Below are 17,589 nucleotides of genomic sequence, written 5' to 3'. Positions count from 1 at the left end.
TCACTTCTTCTTGAACCAATCTAGATCTGGGAGCTTCCTCTTAACCTCTTCCCTCTTCTTTATTCCTCTATATATGAAGAAGCCTGCTACTCCACTACCAGCACCTGCCATTAACAGTATCTTCATGTAGTCTATACTCCATTCTGCAGTGACATACTTTGGAGAGTCCATAACAATCTCTACAGAACTGTTTGTAGAGTACACATCACCAACCCAGCCACTGAACCTTCTATCTACTATAAGGGCATCTGTAACATTTGTTGGTTCTATGCTAAGGTAGGCCTTACTACCCTCTGGGTACCAACCAGCACCTATAACATTACCAAATGCAGATGTTGCTTGTAATAGGTATCTTGCAGAGTATACAGCAACTAGTTCTGAATCATATATAACGCTAACATCCCTAGGGTTATCCAACACACCATCAGACCAACGCTCAAACCTGTACACTGCATTAGATGTGCTAACCTCTTCTGGCACTGATATCTTGTACATTCCACGCTGAATCTTATCGATTACTACCGGCTTACCCTTGCTAGCCTCTACATCCCGGTTTGTTCCTCCCCCTCCTCCTGATGATGACTTTATTGATATCTTTACCTTTGCATCGAGATCCTTGCCCTTCTCTGTTACTGTCTTTATGGTTATGCGTATAGGCTGCTCTATGTATATATTGAAGCTCTTTGTAACAGTAGTGTAGCCCTTCTTGCTTATAGTCAGCAGTACAGTGTTGTTACCTCCAGCAGTTGGTTTGTATATCACCTCTGCCTCCCCATTACCTGATGTAACTGAGCTATTGGTCTCAGCATATGCGCCACTTACCTGCACAAGCACACCATTGACTGGTATATCATCAACAGACACTGTAACGTTTATAGGAATACCTTCAAGCCCACTCAACCTACTTGGTATGTTTGATATGGTGTACTTGAACTCCTGAAGTACAACGTTAAGATCTGTAGATACTGTATTGAACCCTGGTGATGATACTGTTATGGTTGTCCTATCTGGTGTAGTTGATGTTATGAACTCTGCAATAGCATATGTGGACCCAGTCTTTATAGTCAGATCTTTATTCTTTATATATCCTGCTAGCCTTGATGAGGATGATAGAACAACTGGGATATCGCTTCTAGCAACAGTTGGGTTACCATCTATATCTTGCAGTTGTACTACCAGTGCTTGATAACTCTCACCATCTGCCAAGAGTGTACTTGGTACAGCATACACAGCAAGCTTTGTGTACCCTGATGAGACTGTATTGAACTTTATGGAGTGTGATGTTAACCCTGCTGATGATGCCGTAACCTCAACACTCCCTGGCTCCAATGTTGTCTTCACCTCAGCAACGATGTAGTTACTACCCTCCTTCATCGTGACTGGTGAGCTTATGGCAACTATCGATGGATTTGATGATGAAATCTCTATGAGCATGTTGGTTGGTGCAAGTATAGGATTGCCCCTCTCATCGAGTAGTTGTACTATTAGAGCCTCATGCCTCTTATCGTTAGCCTCAACGGTCTTTGGTATCTGCATTAACCTTAGAGATGCTGGTTTTGGTCCAACAACCTCCAGTGTTGTCTGCACTGTATTGTAATCAGTCTGTGTACCAGTTATTATAGTCTTGCCAGATCTGAAGTTAGTACTAAAGTTTGCTACTCCATAGTAGGAGTTGTATGGTATCCTTAGCATCTCATCCACACTTCCTATATCTAGGTTTGATGATGCTAGAAGCACTTTAAGATCTATAAACTCCTTCTTCTGTAGGCATGGAACAGGCACATCTATACCCTTAACCTTTGTATTCTCCAACTGTGCTATTAGTACTGGATGCTTGTTGTTATCTGGAGGTAACTTACTTGGACTTATATATAGTCCTATATCCTTGCACTGCTCAACCTCAAGGTTACCTGTTATTGGGGGAACTGCTTTAACCTCTATCATCGCTGACTCATAACCAGGGGCAGAGGCTGTTATCAATGCCTTCTCATCATTATTGTTAGGATCATCATCATACTTTGGACTAGGTTTGCCTCTTGCCTCTACTGTAACATGTACATAGTACTGATCTGCCTTTATAGTAACATTCTTTGGAACAGAGATTACATCGCTATGTGATGAGGTCAATGTTACAACAGTATCCTCGAGTGGTTTTGCTGGTAACCCACGGTCATCAACAACATAAACTGTAAGTAGAACCCTTACACCCTTCTCTGCTGGTATTATCCCAGGTGCCAGATCTAGTGCTAGTCTATTGCCTACTATATCTACAGTTCTTACAGTTACTGTTGCAGACTCCAACCCAAATGCTGATGCAACTATCTCTGCTGAACCTCTCTTTACACCTGGGATGTAATCTACGAACATACCAGACCTACCATTGTCTATCACAACCTTATCCAATGTAACCTTGATCACATCGTTGTCACTTGATGCTAGGTTGACAACAACTGGTCTATTTGCAGCAACAGGCAAGCCATTGGCATTGAGCAACTGCACGTATACCTTGCCCGTAAGCCTTGGATCTGCAAGTATCGTTTCTGGCGCTGCATACACTGCAAGTTTGACTGCCTCTGAACCCTTTGCCCTTACAGTCTCTATACTTGCTGACCCAATTATAACATTGGATATCAATGCACTTATAGTTGCCTTGCCAGCCTTCTCACTAGTAATAATATCAACCTTTGTGTACGTTTCACCTTCCCTTATAGTTACCTTGCTAGGCACAGATACTACAGATGGATCTGATGATACCAGATCTACCTCCATATCGTATGGAGCATGTATAGGCTTCTTGTTCGCTGTCTGTAGTTGTATTATGGCATGGTACTTACCTCCATCTGCAGGTAACCTTGGAGCCATTGGCTCTATCGAGAGTATGAAGTTTGTGCTCCTCTGGGCATGAACGTCTACAATGTTAACCATACTGGAGAGTAGGAGAGAGGATGAGAGTATAATTGCAACTAGTATGTTACTATATAGCCTAGAGTTCATCTTTCTTCCTCCTCTTCTATTATCTCCATCCATATCATCATCGTGATAATTTGTTCTATACATACAGGAGTATCACCTCATGAACCCAGTTATGTTAGCAAGTGTCTCTACCATGTATATGGTAATTATACCTGCCAATGCTAGGATTGTAGCATGCTTATACCCAGCAGCAAGGCTCCACTCACCCATCTTACCTGCAACCAAGCCCATGGTCCATGCTTGGAATATAGTTGCTGTAAGCATGATCTCCCTGACTGCAGTTGTATTAGTAGTAAATAATGTTATGTTTGTATTGGTCTGCTCTGTCAGTGATGATATCTGACCAGTTATCATGTTTATTATAACAACTGTAGAGACTATAGTTAGTATTGCACCAAAGTATGGCAGGAATATGTATGGTCTGAACATTGATCTCCTCTCCCTCTCCAGTTCCTTGCTCTTCTGAGCAAACTCTGCTAGGTTGTTGAAGAGCATGGTTGTACCCCCACCTGTCTCAACAACCTCAAGCATTATGAACCCTACAGATCTGACGAACCAACTGTTAACATCCTTACCAAAGTCCTGCATTACCTTACTAAGAGGTACTCCCCATGATAACTGATTTGCCATCCTCTTGATTGATCTTGAGAGTATACCATAGTTCCTATTAGATAGTATCTGTATACCCTTCTCTGGAGAGAGTCCTGTCTTCCTTATCTCAGCAAGGTCACTTATGAAGCTTGGTAGAACATTCTCCATCGCCTGCTTCTTCCTTGACTCTATTATGTTGATTACTGCTGCAGCACTAGTAGATATCGCTAAACCTATAGCAAGCCTTATGTAGACTGGTATATCCAAGGGCATAAAGTAGAGTACTGGTATTGCTATAGCACTAGCACCAAATACGTAATGGGGTAGCATATAACTGATAGGTTCCTTGGTCTGTGCTGAATGTATTATGTATATGAATGCGCCAGAGATCGCAGGTATGAATATGCTAGTGTAGAGCATTATCATATCAAGATTTAATGCTGACTGGGATGTCATTGCCTGCACTGCTTGAAGAACGAAGAGGGATATGCCAAGCACCACAGTTGCAGCAAGGTAAGCCTCTGCAAATGTACCAACTAGTTCTGTTGTTGACTTGAGTTTGAATGTTCTGTAGTTCATCATCTCCTTCTGCTTCATCTCCATGTAACTGTTCACATCACCTCCTATCCTAAGCACTGAGATGTAGCCAGCAAGAAAGTCTGAGAATATCTTGTTTGGGCAGTACCTAGCAACCCTCTCTATTGCTGTAATTGGGTTCATGCCAAAGACATCAACAAGGGTTAGTATCCTCCTAGCCTCCCTTGCAGATGCTGGATACAACTTGCTCTCACTAAGCCTCCTGAAGAGTCTTATTGGTGATACCCCTCCACCCATTAGCACTGATAGATAGCCTATTACAAATACTATCTCGCTATCTAGTGCAGATGCCCTGCTTGACTGACTAATCTTTGGTATTGCAATACCTATACCAAACACATACGCTGGCATGGGTATAGCAACTGCAAGTAGGAGCAAGTTCATAGATAGCATAAGGTATGCAGCAACAACAGATACACCTATAGAAGCAAATGTTATGAAGAGTAGCAATGAGAGGAATGCATCTGGTGCTATGAGCAGGTTTGACTTGAGTATATCTTCGCCTATAGTAGGCATCATCTGCTCTAGCCTCTTAGCCAATGGGTTGAATACCTTTATCGCTAACGCTACTATCCTATCGCTTATGCTAAGCTTTGCATGCTTTGCATCTAGCCTATACAGTGGGCTTGATCTCACTGATGATTCTTGCATATATCTCACCCTTTCTCTCATAGTACTGCTCGAATACCCTGCCTACCTGCCTAAAGTTCCTTATCCCCTTCTTCTGCAACCATCTTAGGACCATCTCCCTAGCCTTTATATCCTCTATGAGCTCATCTATGGTTCTACCAGTATCCCTGCTTATTATCTTGAGCTTCTCACTGTTCTTAAGGGTATCGCATGCAATAACATGTGTATCATTTACAGGGTCCCACTCGAATATCTTCCTGTAGTTGTTGTAATCAACTATCTCATGCACTGCTATAACCCTCCTCCTCCTTATCGGCTTCTTGCTATCTGGATCTGTTATGAACGTATTCCTTATAGTGAAGAGCAGGTCTAGGAACTTTATCTGCATTGGTGCAACGTTCATAGGCTTTGATGTGAGCCTCTGTATAGCAGACTCTATATCATCTGCATGCAGTGTGCATAACCCTCCATGCCCAGTACTTATAGCCTGGAAGAGCACATACGCCTCTTCTCCTCTAACCTCCCCAACTATTAGGAAGTCTGGCCTCATCCTCATAGATGCCTTTACAAGGTCGAAGAGCGTAACCTCACCAACCTTCTCACTCCCTACACCATAACCAAGCCTTGATATCAATGGCACCCAGTTCTGATGGTATATGTTTATCTCATGTACCTCCTCTATCGTTACTATCTTTGCTGTAGGCCTAATCATTGATATCACAGCGTTGAGTAGTGTAGTCTTCCCTGCTGCAGTTGCTCCAACTATTATAGATGAGATCTTGTGCTCCATGAGCAGCCATGTGTATGCAGCTATCTCAGGGCTCAACGTCTTGAAGTTGAGTAGATCTATGACTGTGAATGGATCCTCTCTAAACTTCCTTATAGTTAGAGAACTCCCATGTGGTGATACCTCCTTCCTGAACGTTGCAACAAGCCTATGCTTCCCTGGGAGCGTTGCATCAACTATTGGATATGCTGTTGATATATGCTTCCCTGCTATATGCACTAGCCTTATTATAGTATCATCCAGCTCCCTCTCAGTCCTGAAGATGAGGTTTGTTCTAACACTCTCATACTTCTTGTGCCATACATATACCCACTTGTTCACACCATCTATTGAGATATCCTCTATGTTGCTATCGTTCATCATCACATCTATTGGACCAAAGCCTATCATATCTCTAGTTACATAGTAGTAGACCTTGTTCCATGTCAGGTTTGGGGTTATACCCATGCTTAGAGCGTATTTGGTTATTATCTTCTTAGCATATTCAACAAAGTAGTCCCTTGGATTAACATTGCTATCGTACGGTAGTTGGAGTTCGTACTGTAGTGCACTCATTAACCTTGAGTATGCATATACCTCCTCATCCGTAAGTATGGGCTCATTTATTATGTATATAGGCATATCGAGATCGTCCCTTGCTATTGTAACACTTGCAAGGGGTTCAAGTATTGGATACTGTTCTACAATCTCCTTGAACTTTACAGGGGTTGAGGTTATAGGCCTTGTTATGGTCTCTTCAGCCTTCTTGAATAAGCCCTTTCCTTTACCCTTTACATCTTTGCTTTCTCCCTTATCGCTCTCATACCTCTCATACCCTGCACCCTCCCCCAACATCTCCTCATTAGACTCATCATGCCCATGACCGTAGAGTATATCCTCTAGGCTCATGTCCTCCTCCCTCCTAATCTCTACCTCCTTATCCTTGTCCTTGTCCTTATCATTACCATCTTTGAATAGCGAGGCCATATTGCTCTACACCACCTTGAATGTTAGATAGTAGACCCTTTCATTTGCATCTTGAACCTGTATGGCATAGAACCTACCTGGCTCAGCATCACTTGGTATTGTTATATTAGTGCTGGTACCATTGCTTATAGTACCAAGCAGTCTAGATATGCCATCTGGATATATCCAGTATATGCTGTAGTTACCAGAAGTGTCAACACTAACCTGTCGTGTACTACCTGGTGCACCAGTATAGTCATTAAGTGATGCTGTAAACGAGCCTGAAGGTATCAATACAGCCTGATATGGTATAGTTTGGGCATATGGAGTGCCATTACTCATCTCTCCTCTAAGTATAAGGAATAGGAAGTTAACATTTGAACTTTGAAAATCTGAGTTAGTCACTGGCTTGAAAGAATTAGCACCGCTTGTTGATATCTCCGTATCGCAGAATACTAATGTAGTCCATCCCTCATCTGGGTCTGTAGAGTCTTTAACGTTTGGAAGTATTATTGGTTTGTTATTGTCATACTGTGTTACGCTCTTTGCAGTGGTATCAAGTTTAGCATTGCTGCTTACAGTAAGTACTGTATTTGGAGATGCTATGAATACATCTCTTGGTGTATACGTCTTATTTCCTATAGTTAGTGAACCACTAAGTATGGTTAGCGTGCCACCAGTTGATGGATATGTAGCTGTAGTACCAGAAAGGGTTGTATCGGATGTTACCTCAAGCAATGTATTTGCAGATGCTGTGAATACTGGATTTAACGATGGATTTGGATTAGCAGAGTAGGTATCTGAGCCAATCTTAAGTGAACCACCTGTTACAGTTAGCGTTAGAGTACCTGCTGCAGGATATATAACCTGCTTGTTAGTGTTATTTAGGGTTGCATTACCGCTAACCTTCAGCTTTGTGCCTGGAGATGCTGTGAATACTGGGTTAGCATTGGCAGCAGAGTATGTTGTAGAGTCTATGAAGAGTGAGCCTGAGGTTAATGTCAACGTTCCAGAGGATCCTGATGGATATGTTATTAACTTTTCATATTGAATATCAAGTGTATCATTAAGTGTAGCATTACTACTAGCAGTAAGCAGAGTCCCTGTTGATGCCTTGAATAAACTCCCTGGCTGGAATACCTTTGAGCCTATTGCAAGAGAACCCTGCTCTATCCTTAATGTTAATGGATACGATATAGTCATGTTTATATCAGCATCACATATGTATATTGCTTTCTGACTGAAGCTTGTACCACTATCCCTTGTTAGTACAAATGCAGAGGGATGCAGTAGTCTTATATCACTACCGCTAGGATCCTTGTTCTTTACGGTTACCGTAAGGTATGCAGCCTTCTGTTCTATAAGCCTGAATGCTGGGTATCCCACACCCTCGTCTATCCTAACATCCCAACCACGTTGATCTATTGGTGAAATAGGTAAGAAGCCAGGAAATATAGCACCAAAAGAGTTGAAGTTCAATAGTATAGAACCTGTCTGCTGTGCAAGTGCTGCCTCTGCTGCTGATTGGGAATCCTTGGACTTCTCAGCCTCTCCAGCCTTCTTAGCAAATGCAACCATCTCTGGAGGATATGTTGCACTCTGCACATTACCCCTCTCACTAACAACATCTATCCTGTAGCACTTTACATCACCCTCTAATGGACACTGATCTAGTAGAGAGGTATCTATAGGATTTGTAACATCTTGATATATCGCTCCCCCATTCAGTATAAGCATATTAGAATCATCGAATATCTTCATCTCTACAGGCTTGTTACCATTTATAACATCGCTAACAACTATAGACTTTACGCTAACCGCTAGCGCACCATTGTTTACTATGGTATACTTTATCTTATTGTTATCAACAAGCTCAACATCAGTGAGTACTTTGTAGTTCTCCATCAACGCCTCATTCTTGAGGTTCTGAGCCTCCATCTCTGCCTTGCTCCTCTCCTGCTGTGCCTGTGCTATGCTAAGGAAGTAGATGAGGAGTGTAGTGCCAACTATACCAACAAGGAATACGCCTGCTATTATAGCCCCAACGCCCATCCTCCTCCTATCTCTACTATTACACCTCATATCCTTGCCCTTACTCTTATCGTTATTGATATGCATAATCATATTAGCCCATCACCTCATCCTAATGACTGGTTGTACACCTGTACGTTACCCCTCTCGGTTAGTACCCTTACTGTATATGCTCCATTACTCAATGCCTGCTCGCTCTGGAATGCTATAACACCTACCTCCCTTGCACCTATCCTGAACATATCTGTACTCATGTTTGTAACAACTCCATCCTTGCATATGCTACTACCATCGTTATCAGTAACTAGTATGCATCCATAGATGCTGTTTACTGTTAATGCTCCATTACTGTTTGAGAATATTATAGTCTTCACATTAAGGGGGACCTGCCCATTGTTGTATAGCCAGATGCTTACACACTTTGTATTATCTGAGCATGCTGATGGTGCATTAGAGTTCTCTATCGCATCGTACTTGAATGCCATGTTGAATATAACGAACCTCTCCCTTAGGTAGTTTATATAATCGGTTATAGTACTAGCATAGGTTGTTGCTGATGTCCCTACACTGCTGTTTGCAAATGCCCATAATGCTATCCCTAGGGTTACAGTTATACCAAGGATTATTGTGGTTGCTATAACAGGGCTTATACCATACCTCTGCCTTGCCCTTGTAATGCCATTCTTGTTTGACTCATAATCTTTACCATTCTTGTTAGTATCATCATTAGCAACGAGTACCTTATTCTTTGTATGCTTGGATTCGGACACATGTTCAGGTTTGGACTTTAAATGATGAGTGTTATGGTTGGGATTAATGGGGGGATGATGGTGATGATAATAATAATGATGAGTATGGACATCGTTGTGATTATCCATACTCATACAAATATCTTTATCTTTATCCATTAAAGTATATTTATTGCAAGAAGTATATTTGTTTTGCTCCTGTCCTTGCTCTGAACCGTGAGCATAGGTATGTAGAGCATTGTCAATGTTAATACATAGATGATCCATGGAGACACTACCACTGAGAATGCTATAAGCATTATCATAAGAATCACCATGAGTATTACTGAAATAATCATATATAGATTGGGATATACCTATAATATTATAGTTAATACCGTTAATATGATCAAAAAAATAAAGGGAGTTTGGGGATCTCATACACGTCGCCTTTACCATATCATGGAGCTACACTAGTAGTGTATGTTAACACATTACCGCTTCCAAGGTTCACGCGTATAGTGAATGTCTGTCCAGGTAGTAATCCAATACTAGGATTTGTAAAGCATATATTAGTCACAGTACTACCAGGTATGCGTTCATCGTCGGTGCCAGGATCACAAGCAGTAGAATCGGGATTGACTCCTATACTAGGAGTAGTATTAATCGTTGTATCACCAATCTGTATTGATGTTACAGAGTCAGCCCTTGCACCCTGATTCTCTACCCTTATTGTACCAGTAAGAGTAGTACCATTATCAGTTACCGTTGCACTCCTTATAAGAAGTCCACCGCTACCAGTCTGTGTTCCAAACAAGCCTCCAGCATATGCTGCTACTGCAACACCTATAACCACTGCTATTGCTATCAGGATTACTGTTGCTATAACAGGACTTATACCCTGCCTTGCCCTTCTTGCAATACCTCTCCTCATAATATCTGTCCTTATCCCCTTAATCTGGGTATCCCTTTGCGTCATTAGCATCAGAAACAAACATATACTAGATAAATGTTGTGGGTGTATGACACTGTACTTACAGTTATATAACAACTGTTACCTACCTCCTGTTATATATTTCAATTATATAACTGTAATTACTGAATTGTTAATACAAAAGGGTTAAATCCAGATCACTCTAAATGATGTTGATACAGATGGGTTACAGATGCAGGGGGTACTTGAGTGGTAGAAGGGATAGTTCTAATATCTACAATCATCAACACCATAATAACAATAATAGCACCAATAATAATAACAACAATAGCAACAGCAATAAATACCTGACCAAGCTTGCTCTATGCCTAGCATCATTGCTACTCCTACTCATTACTCCTACGCTGGTTAGTATTGTATATGCAAGTGATGGTTCACACTCATCATCATCATCAGCATCATCCTCACCACAGTCTGAACAGAGAACAAGGTTCACATCTAACATTCTACACTTTGCACGTACAATCACCATAAGCAGTAATAATACAGGCATGGATGCTGCAAACCCATACATGGTAGCAGGCAAGGATGGTACAATATACATAGCATGGCAGCAGCATGTAGCAAGGAACAACACAGAGATAATGCTGAGTATGAGCATAGATAATGGATTAACATTCACAAAGCCTGTCAATATAAGCAATACAGAGCATCTGGATGAGAACCCAAGGTTAGCAGTTGGTGATGATGGTACACTATACATAGCATGGCAGAGCAATGTAGATGGGAACTATGAGATCATGCTTGCTCAGTTCAAGGATGGCAGGTTAAAGACCAAACCTACTAACATGAGTAGTAATGTAGGATCATCTATAAACCCAAGGTTAGCAGTAAACAATACCAACGTATATCTAGCATGGCAGGATAATACAATTGGGAACTATGAGATAATGCTTAGGGTAAGCACTGATAATGGTAAGACGTTCAATGATGCTATAAACATAAGCAACAACACTGGCAACTCTGTAGATCCATTGCTTGTAGTTGATGGTAGCAATGTGTACATAGCATGGAGGGATGATCTATCAAGTATAAAGGAGAGGAGGAACAACATAATGCTTAGGGTAAGCAACGATCATGGTAAGACGTTCAGCGATACTGTTAACATAAGCAAGAGTAGGGGTGATGCTATCAATGCAAGTATGGTAGCAGTGAACAGCAACCTATACGTAGTATGGCAGGATAACAGTTCTGGGAACTATGAGATCATGTTTAGGGCAAGCAGCAATTCAGGCTCATCATTCTCAAATGCTGTAAACCTGAGCAACAATGCAGGAAACTCCATAGAGCCTAGCATTGTAGCATCTAATGGTAGTGTATACATAGCATGGAGGGATGATACCCTTGGCAGACATGATATAATGCTTAGGGTAAGCACTGACAATGGGAGGAAGTTCAATGATGCTATAAACATGAGTAGAGGTAGTAGTAGTGGTAGTATAGCAATGCTCCCAGTACTTGCACTAGATGAGGGGTCTAACAGGCTATACATAGTATGGCATAGCATGCAGCCAACTTCTACTACTACAGCAACAGCAGCAGTACCATCAACTACAATACTGCTAAGGTACTATGACCTTAAGGCTAACACGATAAGCGGGATCATGGGTATAAGTGCACTAGGCAATGATGGTAGCATAACCAACGACTCAAATACAATACTTAAGGCAAAGGATGGTATGGTCTTCATAGCATGGCAGAGTAGAAGCTCTATAGCAAGCAGTATAATGTTCAGGACAAACTCATGGGTGAGCATAGACTCTACAAGCAGTAGCATGCTAAGATGGGGCATAGATGAGTTGAGCGTATCTGGCAGGGTTAACGCTGACTCTACAGATAGGATACTCATAAGTTGGGGTGATGGGAGTAGTGATGAGATGGGCATTGAGAGTATTCAAGGTGGTGTATGGAATGCAAGGCATGTATATGATTCGTCAGCTGTAGGCAGTAGGACCATCACTGTTATGCTACTCGATAAGGATGGTAGGGAGAAGTCATCCTCAAGCACAACTGTGAATGTAGTAAAGCATAGAACACATATCGATACCCCAGTACTTGAATCTGGTAGTGTTAAAGCTGGTAGCAGTGTGAAGGTTACATATACAAGGCTTATCGATGCTGAGACAGGTGAAGGGGTAGCAGGCAAGGTTATAACATATGCTGGTACAGCACTTGCAAGGAGTACAACTGCTACCACTGATAGCGATGGTAATGTAAAGGGAAGGGGAGGAAAGGAGGGTAGTGTTGTTACATTGACCATAACAGATGATAGCATATCATCTGGCACAGTTTATGCTGTTTTTGCTGGGGACTATGCATACGAGCCATCATCATCTGCACCTGTTAGGGTAACCATAGAGCATGTGTATGATGATAAGAGGCAGGATAGGATGATAGAGTTCCTAGTCGAGGATTCAAATGGTGAGAGTATGTATATAACTGTAGATGGGAGTAGAGAGAGTGAGTTGAACATGCTTATGCATATACTTGCTAGTGGGACTGATATGGAGAGGAAGAATGTGTACATAGGAGGTATGCTAGAGTACTACAACAATGACCATGGGTTCAGGTTCAGTCCAGATACTGTAATGGTGCTAACAGAAGGGATGTTGAATGAAAGGGATAGAGATAGGGTAGCATCTAACTTCAAGGATATACATGATAGTTTCATATACTGGAAGAGCAAGGGTACAGTCTATGTGCAGGGCAAGGTTACTGCTGTAAAGGAGAGCATAGGCATAAGGTACCAAGGTGGTGTACACTACATCTCCATGGCATCAGATGGTGCTAGGCTACTCCAAGCATACATAGAACCAGATACAGGTAAGGTACTTCTACTCATAAACAATACAGATAGGGATAGGAAGGTTAGCATCTTCATACCAAATGGACTTGTTGCCTTTGCTGATACTTACACTGATGATGGTAATAGCGATAGAGGTGATGTACAATCAGGATCAGGTATGATTAATAACAACAATAGCAACGATGAGTTTGTATATAATCTTGCAATAACCATGAATGGTGGGAAGAGCCTTAGCATAGAAAAGGTTAACCATGGTGGTGACTACAAAGAGATAAGGCTCATGCTTCCAAGGGAGCAGTCAACGATAACACTTGAGATGACTGGTGTACATATAATACCAGAGTTCCCTCACTACACAGCTATGGTAATACTGCTGTTTGCTATCATTGTATATATGGCTATGAGCAGGAGGGCTATACTGCCTAACATACAATGGTGATGATGCCATGAGTTGGTTACGATGATAATGATGCTACCGCTGCTGTAGTGGTTGGTCCGACATGGTGTTATCGATGATCGAGTTCTACTCGGATCAAGAACTACTCAAGTATGTTGAACAGGAGATTACTACTACTAGGAATAACATAAAGGTACATACTGAGAAGGCTGAGGAGCAGAGGAGGAAGTACACAAACCTGAAGGGCAAGTATAATGAAGAACTGCTCAAGGGTGTGAATATAGAGCAGAGGAAGGTATCAGGGTTCAAGGTACTCATGAACCCAACAGTAGAGTACGAACTCTACATACATGAGAGCATAGTTGCATCACTACAGGAGAAGTTAGAGGCACTTGAGAGGACTAAGAGCATGGCCAAGTTCATGCATGCAGAGGGTGTTGAGAAGGTTGTGATGATTGTGGATGATGGGAAGCCAATAGGCTTTATGGTATATAAGAAAAGACAGCAGCAGTAGTAATGGTTATTTCATCGAGTATGTAAGTGTACTTACATACTAATCCTAATCATGTATCCTTTACTAATACTGTATATGATAACAAGGGGAACTAATGGTGTAATTATACTAACAGTGGTAGCTGTTACAATTGTTAGTATGTACATCGTGTTGCAACAGATAACTACACAGGCTACAGTAGCATCCATGATAGTTAGATACGAGGTATTAGATGCATCACTGCTGAGGATAAACGAGTCACAGGCATACTTCTCCGTTGTACTGAAGAACTCTGGTAACAAGGAGTTTGTCTACACTGAGGTAGGGTTCTATGATGATAATGGAGTATATCATAGGCTACATGAGTATGGTGTAGTGCATGGAGGAGAGAAGTTTAGCAAGGAAGGTATATTCGATGCTAGGATAACGTATGGACAAGAGTATGTGATGAAGGTAACTGCTAGGGATAACGATGGTTCAACGTACAACATCTCCAAGATGGTAAAGGCAAAGTAGTCAATGAAGGAAGGTGTAGAATAAATTATTATTTCTTACTTCGATTTAATTTAAAATATTTATATGAGAAGTACTATGTTTGATCGATAATTCTAATCTAGGATTCGTTTATCTCGTTTATATGTCTTTATGACACATGACAGGGGATTGTCAAGTTAATACATACAATTAATTGCTAAGTAGATATGGGAGATTGGGTACTATCTCCAAATGTACCTTATTCCTCTTGAATATATGAGACTCTCTTGACTAATAATATAATCTAACTTGCTATGAAGTTAATTAGAACAGCAAGCATAAATGTTATCTTGACAATCCCTTGAGAGTTAAATATAATAAGGAATATACTCCTCTCCAAACATGATACTAATTATTCTCCGATCTAGGAGATTTTTCTTATCTATCAACTCTATATGACCAAAATATTTATATAATTACCTATTTATTCTATCCTTGTATAAAACTAAACATTAAAGGGCGGCCTGGCACCGCAATGGTACATGCATATATGCCTTGCCTTGGACTGCAGAAAGACTGAATATAATGCAAGACGCTGAATACACTTCCCCTATTTTCTTTATTTGTTGGATAGTAGTAAGTTAATGGTATAAGAGATCAGATCCCAACCAACAGCATCAACACAAACCCCTATCGCAATATAAATTATGAAAGGCAACGTCTGTGTGACCCATATCTCATCGTTATGCTCTACAAACTCGCTATCTGCCTTTGCTAGATTCAACACTATCTTACCATCCCTTACCTCCTCTAGCGCAAATAGGTAGCCTTTTGGTCTAGCAACGTATCCCATCATGAACGCAAGTACCTTGTATAATGGTTCATCAAAACCTTTGAAGATATCCTTGCCCTTAAGAGTAGCAGTTACATTCCTGAGTACGTTGTGGAGTACATTGGCTAAGGTTAATATGGATGCATTTGTGAATACCACTAACGTTGGTATTCCATGTATACTGTAATGCATACCATACGATGGTACAAGTATGCTTATCACTATCAAAGGCTTGGCATCTACACCTCCTAAACAGGCCTTTGATGTATGCTATATATGCTAAAGTACAGTAAGAGATATGCTCATCATGTATGTTAGTAGCAGTTCATCTATCGTACATAGGGGAGGTGTTAATACCAATGCAAACACTCCTGTTATCAATGCTGATACCCATACCCAATAACTTATCTCCCTCTTTACTTCATCCATCATAGATACAACTACTAGCATAACTATACATATAGTGATACGTATTGCGTCTACATTCTATATAATAAATAATTCTTGTATCATGTCACAACAAAAATTGGGTTATCTATTATGAGTCCTGAGCTTCTTTACTATTAGCATAACTTCCTTCACATGATCGTTATCTTCTGGATATGAAAGGAACTCCTCCTCAAGTGCTCTAGCGACCTCATTCTCTAGCAAGATAGCAGCATCTCTGAATATCATGTGTAGATACAACTTTACCTTCTCTGGATCTATGCATACATCCTCTATACCTCTACACCCTCTCTGCCTTAGCCAAGAGTCTATAACCATGACTGTACTATTGCCTAGAACCCTTGTTAGATGCTCTCTAACCAATTTACTTACTCTAATTACAAACTCATCATGGTTCGTAGCATGCTGGTTCTGCAAATCATACCACCTCTATAAGCCTGTACGATGGATAGCCTTTGATACTGCTCTCCAACAGCATAACATACACACCGTTGTATGGTCTTACAAGCCTTAACATGGTAACACCATTCTCTTCCCACATCTTCATGTGTATATCTGCTACACTCTGCACAGCATTGAATAATGGTGAGTCCTTGTTGCTTATCATGAGGAGGATGCCATCACTAGCCTTGACCTTCTTTATACCATTAAGAACATCATCAAGGTCGTAGTGTACAGTTACAAGTGATGTATCGCATGTAAGTACTGCACAACGATGCTTGCTTACTGCATTCATGTAGAGGTTGCATGTCTGACTCACGTTGAATTTTGCATCATTTGTTAACTTACATACGTTTATAGATTCATCATACTCATCATTCTTAGTGAATACTGTATATAGGTTGAGCTCTTCAGCCTTGCAGAATGGCTTCACATACTTCATTATGCTCTTCAATGGCACATACGGTGCTGGCGTTGTGAACGTAGGTATTCCACTCCTAAGTGAGTTGAGAACAAGGGAGGAGAGTACATGTGTGATGTATACCTTACTTACACTCTGATCCCTCTCTAGCAGGATTATGCTGCCCTTCCTTAATCCTCCATATAATGCCTCATCCAGATCCTTGCTGCCTGTTGAGATAAACCCTTCACCAGCATCTATACGCTCAAAGTACCTTGGATGCTCTGGATAACTATAGTATATACCTACTGGTAACGGTATGAACCTTGAACCCTTCAAGGTGTAAGGCACTATGCTATGCTTAACCTCAACGCCTCTCATCTTATCGAACCTCATCTTCCTCATCCTGAACCCATCCCTATACTCCATATCAAGCGTGATTACACCATCAACCAAGTATGATACTGTATTCTCCTCAGGCTCCTCACTTATGAATATAAGCAATCCATTATTTGCATCTGCCATGTATACCATGCTCTTCTCCGCCTTGAGCCTCTCATTCTTGTCAGCCTCCTTTGCTATTGCATCCCAACTATCAAGGATTATAACGCTATTCCCATGCATCAATATGAAGTCTAGCACTCTCTCAAGTACGCCTTTAGCAGATCCAAGCCTTGCATCAACAACAGGGATACTGCCATCATCATTACCGTTAGCGTTGTAATCTTTGCTATTAACTATATACTCATCCTTGAGAAGGTCAGCAATCCATGGGAACTGCTCCTTTATCTTCTTGAGTGATACCCTAGTTGAGATATAGTATCCTGCTCTATTACTTGCTTTGAGTAGTTCCAATGCTAGAGTTGTCTTCCCTGCCCCAGGCGGGCCTCTTATAAGTAGGGATGTTGGCTTCGTTCTTAGGAATCTATCAAGTAGGCTCTCAGTTATACATGCGTGCTCTAACCCCTCTCTTACAGCGCCATTTCTTACAATACTGCTCTCCATACCAAGATCATCACTAGA

The 17,589-nt window shown here is 41.2% G+C and carries 14 protein-coding genes; 3 read left to right on the top strand and 11 right to left on the bottom strand.

Annotated elements, in window-relative coordinates:
* From CRG89_RS02885 to CRG89_RS02860, 7 genes are all read right to left on the bottom strand, one after another.
* Nucleotides 1–3,057 carry a hypothetical protein gene (locus CRG89_RS02885; RefSeq protein WP_103286855.1) on the bottom strand — a complete coding sequence of 1,019 codons (3,057 nt, stop codon included), beginning with the start codon at nt 3,055–3,057 and terminating at the stop codon, nt 1–3.
* A gap of 9 nt (nt 3,058–3,066) precedes the next feature.
* On the bottom strand, nt 3,067–4,812 hold the full coding sequence (locus CRG89_RS02880) for a type II secretion system F family protein (protein ID WP_158648679.1): 1,746 nt from the start codon (nt 4,810–4,812) through the stop codon (nt 3,067–3,069).
* A complete protein-coding gene (locus tag CRG89_RS02875; protein ID WP_103286853.1) occupies nt 4,775–6,544 on the bottom strand; it encodes a type II/IV secretion system ATPase subunit in 1,770 nt (589 codons plus the stop codon). The genes CRG89_RS02880 and CRG89_RS02875 overlap by 38 nt, the downstream gene beginning before the upstream one ends.
* Before the next feature lie 6 nt (nt 6,545–6,550).
* Nucleotides 6,551–8,647 (bottom strand): hypothetical protein, encoded by a 2,097-nt coding sequence (locus CRG89_RS02870; RefSeq protein WP_158648678.1) that lies wholly within the window; start codon nt 8,645–8,647, stop codon nt 6,551–6,553.
* A gap of 14 nt (nt 8,648–8,661) precedes the next feature.
* On the bottom strand, nt 8,662–9,324 hold the full coding sequence (locus CRG89_RS02865) for a hypothetical protein (protein WP_103286851.1): 663 nt from the start codon (nt 9,322–9,324) through the stop codon (nt 8,662–8,664).
* A gap of 137 nt (nt 9,325–9,461) precedes the next feature.
* Nucleotides 9,462–9,608, bottom strand: a complete 147-nt coding sequence (locus CRG89_RS08615) for a hypothetical protein (RefSeq protein ID WP_158648677.1) — start codon at nt 9,606–9,608, stop codon at nt 9,462–9,464.
* A gap of 134 nt (nt 9,609–9,742) precedes the next feature.
* Nucleotides 9,743–10,261 carry an archaellin/type IV pilin N-terminal domain-containing protein gene (locus CRG89_RS02860; protein ID WP_197706593.1) on the bottom strand — a complete coding sequence of 173 codons (519 nt, stop codon included), beginning with the start codon at nt 10,259–10,261 and terminating at the stop codon, nt 9,743–9,745.
* A 161-nt stretch (nt 10,262–10,422) separates the two neighbouring features.
* Between CRG89_RS02860 and CRG89_RS02855 the strand changes: the two genes are divergently transcribed.
* The 3 genes from CRG89_RS02855 to CRG89_RS02845 all read left to right on the top strand — a co-directional run bounded on the left by CRG89_RS02855 (nt 10,423) and on the right by CRG89_RS02845 (nt 14,488).
* On the top strand, nt 10,423–13,521 hold the full coding sequence (locus tag CRG89_RS02855) for an exo-alpha-sialidase (protein ID WP_103286850.1): 3,099 nt from the start codon (nt 10,423–10,425) through the stop codon (nt 13,519–13,521).
* A 61-nt stretch (nt 13,522–13,582) separates the two neighbouring features.
* Nucleotides 13,583–13,993: a hypothetical protein gene (locus tag CRG89_RS02850; RefSeq protein WP_158648676.1), complete on the top strand. Its 411-nt coding sequence runs from the start codon at nt 13,583–13,585 to the stop codon at nt 13,991–13,993.
* A 75-nt stretch (nt 13,994–14,068) separates the two neighbouring features.
* Nucleotides 14,069–14,488 carry a hypothetical protein gene (locus tag CRG89_RS02845; RefSeq protein ID WP_103286848.1) on the top strand — a complete coding sequence of 140 codons (420 nt, stop codon included), beginning with the start codon at nt 14,069–14,071 and terminating at the stop codon, nt 14,486–14,488.
* A 577-nt stretch (nt 14,489–15,065) separates the two neighbouring features.
* Here CRG89_RS02845 and CRG89_RS02840 read toward each other — a convergent pair.
* From CRG89_RS02840 to CRG89_RS02830, 4 genes are all read right to left on the bottom strand, one after another.
* Nucleotides 15,066–15,506 carry a hypothetical protein gene (locus CRG89_RS02840; protein ID WP_103286847.1) on the bottom strand — a complete coding sequence of 147 codons (441 nt, stop codon included), beginning with the start codon at nt 15,504–15,506 and terminating at the stop codon, nt 15,066–15,068.
* A 51-nt stretch (nt 15,507–15,557) separates the two neighbouring features.
* Complete coding sequence (locus CRG89_RS08610) at nt 15,558–15,710, bottom strand: hypothetical protein (protein ID WP_158648675.1); 153 nt, start codon at nt 15,708–15,710, stop codon at nt 15,558–15,560.
* A gap of 99 nt (nt 15,711–15,809) precedes the next feature.
* Nucleotides 15,810–16,142 carry a hypothetical protein gene (locus CRG89_RS02835; RefSeq protein ID WP_103286846.1) on the bottom strand — a complete coding sequence of 111 codons (333 nt, stop codon included), beginning with the start codon at nt 16,140–16,142 and terminating at the stop codon, nt 15,810–15,812.
* Between the two features lies 1 nt (nt 16,143).
* Nucleotides 16,144–17,571, bottom strand: coding sequence for an RAD55 family ATPase (locus CRG89_RS02830; protein WP_103286845.1), 1,428 nt, complete (start codon nt 17,569–17,571; stop codon nt 16,144–16,146).
* Nucleotides 17,572–17,589 lie beyond the last annotated feature (18 nt).

Source organism: Candidatus Nitrosocaldus islandicus (assembly GCF_002906215.1).
Lineage (GTDB): Archaea > Thermoproteota > Nitrososphaeria > Nitrososphaerales > Nitrosocaldaceae > Nitrosocaldus > Nitrosocaldus cavascurensis.
This window is presented reverse-complemented; position numbering and strand designations above follow the sequence as displayed.